A 12034-nucleotide genomic window follows, 5' to 3' on the forward strand; every position below is an offset into this window, starting at 1 on the left:
ATCGGCGGCGGCGCCTTTTGATCAGCTGCGGCGGCGCCTTTGATCAGCCGCGGCTGCGCTTTTTGATCAGCTGCGGTGCCTTTTGATCAGCTGTTGAGGACCGCCGCCAACTGTGCCAGTGCGTGATCGAGATCGGCCTCGGTGACGACGAGCGGTGGCGCCAGCCGGATCGTCGACCCGTGCGTGTCCTTCGCCAGCACGCCCCGCTCGGCGAGCCGCTCGCACGCCTGCCGTCCGGTCATCAGAGCCGGATCGATGTCCACGCCGGCCCACAGGCCGCGTCCGCGTACGGCGACCACGCCCTTGCCGATCAGCGCCTCCAAGCCGGCGTGCAGGCGGGAGCCGAGCCGCTCCGAGCGCTCCTGGAACTCGCCGGTCGACAGCAACCGCACCACCTCGGCGCCGACCGCGCAGGCCAGCGGGTTGCCGCCGAACGTGGAACCGTGTTCACCGGGGCGCAGCACACCGAGCACGTCGCGGTCCGCGGCGACCGCGGAGACCGGGACGATGCCGCCGCCGAGGGCCTTGCCGAGCACGTACATGTCCGGGACGACACCCTCGTGCTCGATCGCGAAGGTGCGCCCGGTCCGGCCCAGCCCGGACTGGATCTCGTCGGCGATCATCAGCACGTTCTGCTCGGTGCAGAGCTCGCGGACACCGGCGAAGAACCCGGCCGGCGGCACCAGCACACCGGCCTCGCCCTGGATCGGCTCCATGAGCACGGCCACGGTGTTCGGCGTGATCGCGGCGCGGACCGCTTCCAGATCGCCGTACGGCACCACCACGAACCCGGGCGTGTACGGGCCGAAGTCGGCGCGGGCCTCCGGATCCGTGGAGAAGCTGACGATTGTCGTCGTACGCCCATGGAAGTTGCCGTCGGCAACGATGATCTCGGCCCGCTCGTCGGCGACGCCCTTGACCCGATAGCCCCACTTGCGGGCCACCTTGATCGCGGTCTCGACCGCCTCGGCGCCGGTGTTCATCGGCAGCACGAGGTCCTTGCCGCACAGCTCGGCGAGGCCGCGGCAGAACGTCGCGAACTGGTCGTGCACGAACGCGCGGCTGGTCAGCGTGACCCGGTCCAGCTGGGCGTGCGCCGCCGCGACCAGGCCGGGGTGCCGGTGCCCGAAGTTCAGCGCCGAGTACCCGGCGAGGAAGTCGAGGTAGCGGCGGCCGTCGACATCGGTCACCCAGGCGCCGTCCGCCTCGGCGACGACCACCGGCAGCGGGTGGTAGTTGTGCGCGGTCCAGCGCTCGGCCTCGGCCAGGGCCTCCGGCGTACGGAACTCGACCGTGGTCATGGGCGCACCTCCAACGTGCAGCACTTGGGACCGCCGCCGGCCTTGCGCAGCTCGGACAGGTCGACCCCGATGGTCTGGTAGCCGGCCGACCGCAGCGCCTCGGTCAGCTGGACGGCCTGCTCGGGAAGTACAACGGTACGGCCGTCGCTGACCGCGTTGAGGCCGAGCACTGCGGCGTCCTCCGGCGTTGCGATGATCGCATTCGGGAACAGCTGCTGCAGCACGGATCGCGAACCCGGTGAGAACGCCTCCGGCAGGTACGCGATGTTGACGTCGTCCAGCACGCAGAGCGCGGTGTCCAGGTGGTAGTAGGCGGGATCCACCAGCTGCAGCGTGATCACCGGCCGCTGCAGCACCTCCTGGGTCTCGGCGTGCGAGGCGTGCGCGGTGCGGAACCCGGTGCCGGCCAGCAGCACGTCGCCGACGAGCAGGATGTCCCCCTCGCCCTCGTTGGTGTGCTTCGGCTCGTACACGTCGAAGCCGCGCTCCCGGAACCAGGCGGCGTACGCCGGAGCCTCGTCGGCCCGCTCGGCGTCACGGAACTGCACGCCCAGTACCCGGCCGTCGACCACGGTGGCGCCGTTCGCGGCGAAGACCATGTCGGGCAGCCCGGGCAGCGGGTCGATCAGGTCGACCGTGTGGCCGAGCCCGAGGAACGTCTGCCGCAGGTTCTCCCATTGGCTGATCGCCAGCGCGTTGTCGTACGGCGCCGTGGGATCCATCCACGGGTTGATCCGATACGTGACGGCGAAGTGGGTGGGCCGGCACATGAGGTAGCGGCGCGGCGTCGCGGGGAACGTCATGCAGGAAACGCTAGGTGGCAACCACCGACGAACCCCCTGGATCATTCATGCGTACCGCGGCGGATCGTTGCGTGATCGCCCACGCCCGTGAAGATTCGTTGCAGACAGCTGCGCGGGAGGGCGAACCGCCTCTCCCGCGCAGCTGATGTAGCCGGCGCACCGCCGGATTGTTTCGGGGCGGGCCGACCACCGCGTCGTCCCGGTTCCGAGGGTTTACACCGCTCGCGCATCGCTTGCGGTGAATGTCATGTACCCGTCAGAAGCGGTTCGCAAACTGTGCGTCAAGCCACTCTCGCAGGCTGCTCACCGGCTGAACGTCGGTGCCGGCCCAGTTCAGCTGGCCGGTCAGCGCGAGCACGCCGACGACCAGGGCCGCGATCGAGAGCAGCAGGCCGATCAGGGCGTCGGTCTTGCCCGCGACGTGGCGCTTGCGGGTCGAGAAGAGGCCGGCGACGGACAGGACCAGCGCCAGTCCGGCGACGCCCATGCCGTAACCCAGCAGCGGGCCGGAGAGCACCAGCAGGGCTCCGGCCACACCCAGGATCAGGCCGAGGGTGGCGATGAAGCTGGCCCGCGCCTTGGGGGCGGGCGAGGTGGAGGGAACGGCGGCACGTCCGCCGTGCCGCTCCTGAACGGGCCGGTCGGCGGTCACCGTGGCGGCGCGCTCGGTCTCGGTGCGGACCGGCGGGATCGTCGTCGTGGTGGACGTGTCGTCGCGGCGCGGGCTGATCGGCGGCCGGTCGTCTCGATGCGCCGCCACCGTCGTGGTGGTGCGGTCGGCATCCGTGTTATCGGCCGTGGTCTGGCGGGAAGACGTCGGAATCCTCACGTCAGCACCTCCTTGACAGATTCGGGGGATGACGGCCTTATACCCGTACCGGCCGGAAACGACACCGGAGGAGCACGCAACGCGTACCCCTCCGGTGGAAGCCCTGGTCAGCGCAGGGGTGCTCCGGTGTGCACGTCGGCCGCGCTCCGGATGACGTGGTCGACCAGGCCGTACTCCTTGGCCTGCTCGGCGGTGAACCAGCGGTCGCGGTCCGAGTCGCGCTCGATCTCCTCCGGCGTGTGGCCGCTGTGGAAGGCGATCCGCTCGTTCATCACCTGCTTGATGTGCAGCATGCTCTCGGCCTGGATGGCGATGTCGGCCGCGGTGCCGCCGATGCCGCCGGAGAGCTGGTGCATCATCACCCGTGCGTGGGGCAGCGCATACCGCTTGCCGGGGGTGCCGGCGCAGAGCAGGAACTGTCCCATCGAGGCGGCCATGCCCATGGCGATCGTGGCCACGTCGTTCTTGATGTACTGCATCGTGTCGTACACCGCCATGCCGGCGCTGATCGAGCCGCCGGGGGAGTTGATGTACAGCGCGATGTCGCGCTCGGAGTCCTCGGAGGCGAGCAGCAGCATCTGCGCGCAGATCCGGTTGGTCACCTCGTCGTTGACCTCGCTGCCGAGGAAGATGATGCGCTCCCGGAGCAGGCGCTCGAACACCTGGTCGTCGAAGGACGCGCCGCCGCCACGCATGGTCGTGTCAATGCTCATGAGCCCACCTTCTCGCATCCGCTCGTCTACGTCTCACACCTTCTCCCGTACGGACCGCCGGAGCCCAGTGATTCCCCTCAGGGCGAATCCGCTGTCGGCAGAATGCCCGCCGTCAGTGGGACCGATCACGCCCGGATCGGTGCCGGCTCGCTACCTTGGTCGGCGTGCCGGAGGGACATACCATTCACCGCCTCGCGATGCGTCACCGCGAACTCTTCGCCGGTCGGCCGGTGCGGGCCGTTTCACCGCAGGGCCGATTCACGGCGGGGGCCGCGCTGATCGACGGGCGCATGCTGCGCGACACCGAGGCGTACGGGAAGCACCTGCTGCACCACTATGAGGACGGCCGGGTCGTCCACGTCCATCTCGGCCTGTACGGCAAGTTCACCGACGGGGAGCTCCCGCTGCCCGCGCCGGTCGGGCAGATCCGCATGCGACTGACCGGTTCTGATCACTGGCTGGACCTGCGCGGGCCGACCGCCTGCGAGGTACTGGACCCGGGTGGCGTGGAGGTTCTGCGATCCCGGCTCGGCGCCGACCCGCTGCGCGACGACGCTGATCCTGCGTCGGCGTACGCGCGGGTCCGCGCGAGCACCAAGCCGTTGTTCGCCCTCCTGATGGACCAGTCCATCGTGGCCGGATGCGGGCTGATCTACGCCAACGAGGTGCTGTTCCGGGCCGGGCTGTCCCCGGAGACGCCGGGCAACGCGATCGATCCGGAGCGCTGGACGGCGATCTGGGAGGACCTGCGGGCGTTGATGAAGGAGGGCGTGGCGCGCGGCCGGATCGACACCGTGCACACCGAGCACACGCCTGAGGCGATGCGCCGGGCGCCGCGGGTGGACCGGCATGGCGGTGAGGTGTACGTCTATCGCCGGCCGGGTCAGCCGTGTCTGGTCTGTGGCACGGCGGTGGCGCGGGGGCCGTTGGCTGGGCGCAATTTGTACTGGTGTCCGTCGTGCCAGCCGGCCGTCGGCCGTCCGCCTGCGCGGGGGCGTGGCCGGGGGGTGTGACCGGGCGCTGCTACCGGCTTGGTGGGGCGATTGGCTCGCGTGAGCGGGCCCGGATGTTGGGAGAAAGAACGATCGTTCTGTCTACCCGCGCGCTGAGAGAAAGAACGCGCGTTCTGTCTACCGCGCACAGGGAGAAAGAACGCGCGTTCTGTCTACCGCGCACAGGCAGAAAGAACGATCGTTCTGCTCACCCGGGCTGAGACGAACACCCCGCGCGGCGGTAGGCCCCGACGCGGGTGTGACGGGAAGGCTCAGGCGGCGCCGGCAGCGGGTGCCGCGGCGGCCGGGGCTGCCGCGGCGGGTGCCTCGGGCGGTGTGGTGGCCGGGGTGGTGGGCGCCGGTGTCGGCTCCGTGGTGACCGGGGTTTCCGGAGTGGGCTGCTGTTCGGCTGGGTCCCCGGGGAGGCCGACCTGGAAGTTCTCGGTGAGCCAGGGGAGCAGCTTCTCGTAGGCCGCGATCGTCGTCGGCTGGTTGAAGTCGTGCGAGAGCACGATGGCGCCCGGGCGGGTCTGCTTCTTCACGTCGGCGATGATTCGCTTGATGTGCTCGTCGGCGGTCTCGCCCTCGGGGTGTTCCCAGTCGCGGGGGTCGACCTCCCAGTACAGCGAGGTCATGTCACCCGCGTACGCCGTCTTGACCAGGCGGTCGGTGAAGTTGCCGCCGGGGGCTCGGAAGTACGGGATCTCGGCGTCCGGCACGGCCGCGCGGATCGCGGCGTTTGTCCGATCCAGATCGGCCTGGATGCGGTCCGCCTTCTTCTTGCCGATCTGCAGGTCGTGGTTCCAGGTGTGGTTGCAGAACACGTGCCCGGCGTCCGCGATCTGGCGGACGAGTTCCGGGTGTGCCTTCGCCTGCGTGCCCACGAGGCAGAAGACGGCCTTCACCTGGTACTGCTCGAGCAGCGCCAGGATCCTGGGCGTCTGCTCCGGGTCGGGGCCGTCGTCGAAGGTCAGCGAGACCACGGCCGAGCCGGTGGTGCGCCACGAGTTGAACGGGCCGTCGCCCTTGGGCACGGTCACCCGGGCGGCGTTCTCCGCCGCGTCGGCCTCCGGGGCGGGGGCGGCCTCGGTCGGAGCCGGGGCGGGCGCGGACGACGTCTGCGTGGCCGGGCGGGCCGCGACGGGCGCCTGCTCCTCGGCCGGCTTGTCCTTCTTGTCCTTCGACCGTTCGCTGGTGCTGCTGATCCGGGAGGCCACCGCCTCGGCGGCCGCGTTCATCACGCTGATGTTGTCCCCGCCGGCCTGCGGGATCGGAACGGCGGTCAGCAGCAGCCCGGCGGCGACCAGCGTGCCCAGCAGGATCTGCGGCCGGCTCTTCGCGGCGTCCAGCCACGCCTCGACCGGCAGCGTGCCGGGAGCGCGGTGCGCACCGGTGAGGGTGCGCCGCGACGAGCGGCTCGGCGTCTCCGCCCGGCGGGCGTGGCGCGGCCGGGTGCCGCGCGTCACCCCGGTGACGGTCCGGGAGGAAGTGGTGGAGCCGTAGGACCCGTAATCCCCGGCACGGTGCCGCGCGGACCGGGTCGAAGCCGGCGCCGCGTGGTGCCGACCGGTGCCCACATCAGAGAAAGCCACGCGCGGACTGGCGAGCGGCTCCGGAGCGTCAGCCGCCGCGGAGCGGCGGGGCTGGGCGTCAGCGGCCGCCGAGCGGCGGGGCTTGGCAAGCGGCACCTGAACTTCGGTGAACGCGACACGCGGCCGAGACTGACGCGGAATTGGAGGCGTCTCCGGTGCGGCGTCGGCCAGCGTCTCCGGCCGGACGACCGCCTGTTCCGCCTCTGTTTCCGGCTTCCGGTGCCGACCGGCCGGCCGCGATTTCACGCCGGAAGTCGGCGCTGGTGAAGTCGAGGTCTGCGGCGGCATTCGTCATGAGTACCGTGCCGCAAGATCCAGCGCGATACCGAATTGGTCACCAAGCCATTACCCAGCGACATATCCGCTGCTCAATTGCCGTGAATACGCTGAGTGCTTTCTGTGATTCCTTCTACCGGGATCTCCGGTTCACATTGACGAGCTTCATTCAACGGCGCGGGTCGTCGCGGCGAGCCAATCGACGACGTCCGCCACGGACTCGCCGCGGGCCAGCAGCGCGCGCTGCCGAGCCGCGCCGGTGCCGTGTGAGCGCAGGCGCCCCATCAGCACCGTGGCCGTCTCCAGGTCGCCGTGCCGCTCCAGCTCCGGCCGCACGTAGTCGAAGAGCTGCCGCGTCAGCCGCCAGGCCGGGCGGAGCTGCCGGGTCGCCATGTCGATGTTGTCGCCCTCGAGGCCGTCGTGCGCCGCCCGCCAGTGCGCGGCCATCAGCAGGGGGTGCGGCACGTCCGGCGCCTCGGCACCGGCCCGCACCTCGCGCAGCAGGGTCGCCACCAGGCCCCGGGCCAGCGCGGCGAGCAGCAGCGCGTCGTCGAGGCTCGGCGTGACGTCGCCGAGCCGGATCTCCACGGTCGGATAGCGCGCGGAGAGACGGGCGTACCAGTAGAGCATCCCCTCGTCGAGCATCGCGCCGCTCGCCTCGAGGTCGGCGATCAGTGTCTCGTAGTGCTCGTGCGACCTCAGGTACGGCGCCGGGCCGACGGTGGGCCAGCGCTCCCACATCATCGAGCGCCAGCTGGCGTACCCGGTGTCGTGTCCGGCGAAGAGCGGGGAGTTGGCCGAGGCCGCCTGCAGCACCGGGAGCCAGGGTCGCAGGTGGTTGAGGACCTGGACGCCGGTCTCCGGGTCCGGGACGCTGACGTGCACGTGGGTGCCGCACATGCCCTGACCGGGGGAGAGGTCGCCGAACCGCTCGCGCATCCGGTGGTACCGAGGGTTGTCGACGATCCGCAGGTTGGGCCCCGCGGCGGGTGCGGTGCCGACGGCCACGAGGCGGGCGCCGGCCTGTTCGGTCGCCGCCGCGAGCCCGGAGCGCAGCGCGGCCATCGCCGCGCGCAGCTCGGCCAGGTCCAGCCGCGGCGGGCTGGCCACCTCGATCTGGCTGCGGTAGTACTCGTGCTGCACGCCGTCCCGCAGTTCCCCGGGCAGCGCGGCGAAGACCTCGTCGACGGCTTCCACGGCCCGCGGTTCGGTCGCGTCGACGAGGAGGTACTCCTCCTCGACTCCGAGCGTCAGCAGATCGCGTCGTGCGGCCTCGGCAGCGATCTCCTCGGGAAGTTCGGTGCCCTCGATCGCGGTCTCCATGGCCGAACGAGTACCCGGGGGGTTCTCCCCGGAAACCGCGTGGTCAGATCGGCCGAAGTCCATATTGACAACGGTATGAAACAAGCGTGAAACTCCGTGAGAGCGCTCTCACGGCTCCCTCCCGTCCCCGGAAAGGCGCATCCCCCATGCGAAAAATCCCTCGAAGAACCGCGCGGCGCCTGTTCGCCGTCGCGGCCGCGATGCTCACGGTCGGTGTCTCCGCGACGTTCGTTGCGACTGCCGACGCGGCCGTCCCGTCCGCACCGGCCGGCATGTCGCTGGTGTTCAGCGACGACTTCACGGGCGCCGCCGGCACCGGGGTCAACCGGTCGAACTGGCTCTACTCCACCGGCACCGGGTATCCCGGCGGCGCGGCCAACTGGGGCACCGGCGAGATCGAGACGATGACCGACTCGACGGCGAACGTCTATCAGGACGGCGCCGGCAACCTGGCGATCAAGCCGATCCGCGACTCCGCCGGCCGCTGGACGTCCGGGCGGATCGAGACCCAGCGCACGAACTTCGCCGCACCGGTCGGCGGCAAGGTGCGCATCGAGGCGCGGATCCAGCAGCCCAACGTCTCCGGTGCCGCGGCCGCGGGTTACTGGCCGGCGTTCTGGACCCTCGGCGACGCCGCCCGGCCGGTCGGTGCGACCAACTGGCCGAGCATCGGCGAGTGGGACATCATGGAGAACATCAACGGCCGCTCCAGCGTGTTCGCCGCCCTGCACTGCGGCTCCAACCCGGGCGGGCCGTGCAACGAGACCACCGGTCTGACCAGCGGTGAGCGCGCCTGCAACGGCTGCCTGTCCAGCTTCCACACCTACGCGGTGGAGTACGACCGCAGCACCTCGCCCGAGCAGATGCGCTGGTATCTCGACGGCGTCAACTACTTCACCCTGAACTCGAACGTCGTCGACGCGACCACCTGGAACAACGCGACGCATCGCGGCGTGTTCGTCATCCTCAACGTGGCGATGGGCGGCGGTTTCCCGGCCGCGTTCGGCGGCGGGCCCACCGCTGCCACCCAGTCCGGCGTCCCGATGTTGGTCGACTACGTGGCCGTCTGGCAGTCCTCCGGTGGCACCACCCCGACCACTCCGCCCACCACTACCCCGCCGCCCAGTGGCACGCGGGACGCGTACTCGCGGATCGAGGCGGAGTCCTACAACGCCGCGTCGGCGGTGCAGGTGGAGACGAGCTCCGAGGGCGGTCAGAACGTCGGCTACATCGCCAACGGCGACTGGCTCCAGTTCAACAACGTCAACTTTGGTACGGGCGGCGTACGCGACTTCGTGGCCCGAGTCGCGTCCGGCGCCGGCTCCGGTGTGAGCGGCCTCGTCGAGGTGCGTATCGACAGCCGCAGCAACGCGCCGATCGGCAGCTTCGCGCTCGGCAACACCGGCGGCTGGCAGTCCTGGCAGTCGATACCCGGGAACGTCTCGAACGTCTCCGGCAGTCACACGGTGTACCTGACCTTCACCAGTGGGCAGCCGGCTGACTTCGCCAACGTCAACTGGATCCAGTTCCGCCGGTAACAATTTTTATCGACCGATCCTGATGGGTCGTGGCTGCTGACCAGCGGCTGCGGCCCATCAATCGATTTAAGGAAGTTTAAGCTCGGCCCTCTTTACTTTCTCTGTTAACAGTCCTAAAGATTAAGGAACCTCACTGGCTGTACAGAGAAGGACGGCGATGAAGCGCTCCAGATCGGTCATCCTCGCAACGGTCACGGCGCTGGTCGCCGGTGGCGCGGCGACCTACTTCACGGGGTACGCCTCAGCGGCGGCCGCCTGCGCGCCGGCGTGGAGCTCGACCGCCGTCTACGTGAACGGCAACGCGGCCTCGCAGAACGGCCACAACTACACCGCCAAGTGGTGGAACCAGAACGAGTCGCCGGCCACGCACAGCGGCCAGTGGGACGTGTGGGCCGACAACGGCGTCTGCGGCGGTGGCACCACGCCTCCGACGACCACACCGCCGACCACGACCCCGCCGACCACGACCCCGCCGACCACGACCCCGCCGACCACGACCCCGCCGGGTACCCCGCCGCCCACCGGAACCGGCCAGCTGCCGAAGCACTTCCTCACCGGCTACTGGCAGAACTTCGACAACGGCGCCGCGCCGCTCAAGCTGGCCGCCGTGCCGGCCACGTACGACCTGATCGCGGTCGCCTTCGCGGACGCCACCACGACGCCCGGCGCGGTCACGTTCAACCTGGACCCGGGCCTGGCCACCGCGGTCGGCGGCTACACCGTCGCGCAGTTCAAGGCGGACATCCAGACGCTGCACTCGCGCGGCAAGAAGGTGATCATCTCGGTCGGCGGCGAGAAGGGCACGGTCGCCGTCAACAGCACGGCCGCCGCCACCGCCTTCGCGGACTCGGTCTACTCGCTGATCCAGACGTACGGCTTCGACGGCGTCGACATCGACCTGGAGAACGGGCTCAACCCTACGTACATGGCGAGCGCGCTGCGGAGCCTGCGCGCCAAGGCCGGCGCCAACCTGATCATCACGATGGCGCCGCAGACGATCGACATGCAGAACCCGCAGTCCTCGTACTTCAAGCTCGCGCTCGACATCAAGGACATCCTCACCGTCGTCTTCACCCAGTACTACAACTCCGGCGCGATGCTGGGCTGCGACAACAACGCCGCCTACGGCCAGGGCAACATCAACTTCCTGACCGCGCTCGCCTGCATCCCCCTGCAGAACGGGCTGCGCGCGGACCAGATCGCCCTCGGCCTGCCGGCCAGCACCCGCGCGGCCGGCGGTGGCTACGTCGCGCCGTCGGTGGTCAACGCCGCCCTGGACTGCCTGGCCAGGGCCACCAACTGCGGCACGTTCCGGCCGCCGGCCACGTACCCGGGCATCCGCGGCGCGATGACCTGGTCGATCAACTGGGACGTGACCAACGGCAACGGCTGGGCCAACACGATCGACCCCCACCTCGCCACCCTCCCCTGATCCCCTCCCCGCCCACCCCTCGGAGTTCGGAATGAAACTGATCAGGAAGATCGCCCTCGTGGCGGCGGTCGCCACGGCCGGGACGGCCGCTGCCGTCCTGCCGATGGCCACCTCGAACGCGGCGGCCGCGTGCGCAACGGCGTGGAGCGCCTCGGCGGTGTACGTCAAGGACAACGTGGCCTCGCAGAACGGCCACAACTACACCGCGAAGTGGTGGAACCAGAACGAGTCGCCGGCCACGCACAGCGGCCAGTGGGACGTCTGGATCGACAACGGAGTCTGCGGCGGGACCAACCCGACCACGCCGCCGACCACCCCGCCCACCACCGGGCCGACGACGCCGCCGCCGACCGGGACCAAGATGGCGGCCGCGCCGTACATCTATCCGGGCTGGGGTAACCCGCCGGCGCCGGCCACCGTGGTCAACGCGACCGGGATCAAGGCGTTCACCATGGCGTTCGTGCTCGCCAGTAACGGCTGCAACCCGGCGTGGGACGGCTCCAGCGGCCTCACCGGCGGCGCGCACGCCAGCACCATCGCGGCGATCCGGGCGGCCGGAGCCGACGTGGTTCCGTCGATCGGCGGGTGGAGCGGCAACAAGCTCGGCCCGAACTGCGCGACGGCCGACGCGCTCGCCGGCGCGTACCAGAAGGTGATCGACACGTTCCAGCTCAAGGCGATCGACATCGACATCGAGAACACCGACGAGTTCGAGAACTACGTGGTGGCGGACCGGATCGTCGACGCCCTGAAGATCGTCAAGCAGCGCAACCCGGGCGTGAAGACGATCCTCACCTTCGGCACCACGACGACCGGGCCGAACGCCCACGGCATCCGGCTGATCCAGCAGGCCAAGGCGAAGAACGCGAACATCGACATCTTCACCCAGATGCCGTTCGACTTCAGCGGTCACGCGGACATGTACGCGGCCACCGTCGGCGCCACCGAGGGTCTGAAGAACCAGCTGAAGTCGGTCTTCGGATACACCGACGCCCAGGCGTACGCCAAGATCGGCATTTCCGGCATGAACGGTCTCTCCGACCAGCAGGAGGTCACCTCGGTCGACACCTGGACCCGGATCCGGGACTACGCCAAGAGCAAGAACCTGGCCCGGTTCGCCTTCTGGGCGGTCAACCGGGACCGCGGCTGCGCCGGTGGCGGCGTGGTCAGCAACTGCTCCGGCATCGCACAGGCCGACTGGGCGTTCACCAAGGTGAGCGCCGGCTTCTGAGAAG

General features: G+C 69.9%; 10 protein-coding genes. 4 read left to right on the forward strand and 6 right to left on the reverse strand.

Annotation, left to right across the window (positions count from 1 at the left end):
• Positions 1–86: 86 nt before the first annotated feature.
• The 4 genes from rocD to AB0M02_RS03180 all read right to left on the reverse strand — a co-directional run bounded on the left by rocD (position 87) and on the right by AB0M02_RS03180 (position 3646).
• Positions 87–1301 carry an ornithine--oxo-acid transaminase gene (gene rocD / locus AB0M02_RS03165; protein WP_364220581.1) on the reverse strand — a complete coding sequence of 405 codons (1215 nt, stop codon included), beginning with the start codon at positions 1299–1301 and terminating at the stop codon, positions 87–89.
• The gene (gene ddaH / locus AB0M02_RS03170; protein ID WP_364220584.1) at positions 1298–2104 is read right to left on the reverse strand and encodes a dimethylargininase; all 807 of its coding nucleotides are present in this window, start codon (positions 2102–2104) and stop codon (positions 1298–1300) included. The genes rocD and ddaH overlap by 4 nt, the downstream gene beginning before the upstream one ends.
• Before the next feature lie 256 nt (positions 2105–2360).
• Positions 2361–2933 (reverse strand): hypothetical protein, encoded by a 573-nt coding sequence (locus AB0M02_RS03175; protein ID WP_364220587.1) that lies wholly within the window; start codon positions 2931–2933, stop codon positions 2361–2363.
• Between the two features lie 107 nt (positions 2934–3040).
• Positions 3041–3646 carry an ATP-dependent Clp protease proteolytic subunit gene (locus tag AB0M02_RS03180; protein WP_364220590.1) on the reverse strand — a complete coding sequence of 202 codons (606 nt, stop codon included), beginning with the start codon at positions 3644–3646 and terminating at the stop codon, positions 3041–3043.
• 164 nt (positions 3647–3810) lie between these two features.
• Here AB0M02_RS03180 and AB0M02_RS03185 point away from each other — a divergent pair, with 164 nt between their 5' ends.
• Positions 3811–4659 carry a DNA-formamidopyrimidine glycosylase family protein gene (locus AB0M02_RS03185; protein ID WP_364220593.1) on the forward strand — a complete coding sequence of 283 codons (849 nt, stop codon included), beginning with the start codon at positions 3811–3813 and terminating at the stop codon, positions 4657–4659.
• Between the two features lie 251 nt (positions 4660–4910).
• Here the strand turns inward: AB0M02_RS03185 and AB0M02_RS03190 are convergent, their stop codons facing one another.
• Together AB0M02_RS03190 and AB0M02_RS03195 are read right to left on the reverse strand one after the other, a co-directional pair.
• Complete coding sequence (locus AB0M02_RS03190) at positions 4911–6104, reverse strand: polysaccharide deacetylase family protein (RefSeq protein ID WP_364220596.1); 1194 nt, start codon at positions 6102–6104, stop codon at positions 4911–4913.
• Positions 6105–6671: 567 nt separating this feature from the next.
• Positions 6672–7829, reverse strand: a complete 1158-nt coding sequence (locus AB0M02_RS03195; protein ID WP_364220599.1) for a glutamate--cysteine ligase — start codon at positions 7827–7829, stop codon at positions 6672–6674.
• Between the two features lie 200 nt (positions 7830–8029).
• On the opposite strand from AB0M02_RS03195, the gene AB0M02_RS03200 reads away from it, so the two are divergent.
• The 3 genes from AB0M02_RS03200 to AB0M02_RS03210 all read left to right on the forward strand — a co-directional run bounded on the left by AB0M02_RS03200 (position 8030) and on the right by AB0M02_RS03210 (position 12030).
• Entirely contained in the window at positions 8030–9367 is a 1338-nt protein-coding gene (locus AB0M02_RS03200; protein ID WP_364222517.1) for a carbohydrate-binding protein, read from the forward strand.
• A gap of 157 nt (positions 9368–9524) precedes the next feature.
• A complete protein-coding gene (locus AB0M02_RS03205) occupies positions 9525–10799 on the forward strand; it encodes a glycosyl hydrolase family 18 protein (protein ID WP_364220602.1) in 1275 nt (424 codons plus the stop codon).
• Positions 10800–10830: 31 nt separating this feature from the next.
• Positions 10831–12030 (forward strand): glycosyl hydrolase family 18 protein, encoded by a 1200-nt coding sequence (locus AB0M02_RS03210; protein ID WP_364220605.1) that lies wholly within the window; start codon positions 10831–10833, stop codon positions 12028–12030.
• Positions 12031–12034 lie beyond the last annotated feature (4 nt).

Origin of the sequence: Actinoplanes sp. NPDC051861 (genome assembly GCF_040681145.1) — a bacterium.
Classification (GTDB): Bacteria; Actinomycetota; Actinomycetes; order Mycobacteriales; family Micromonosporaceae; genus Actinoplanes.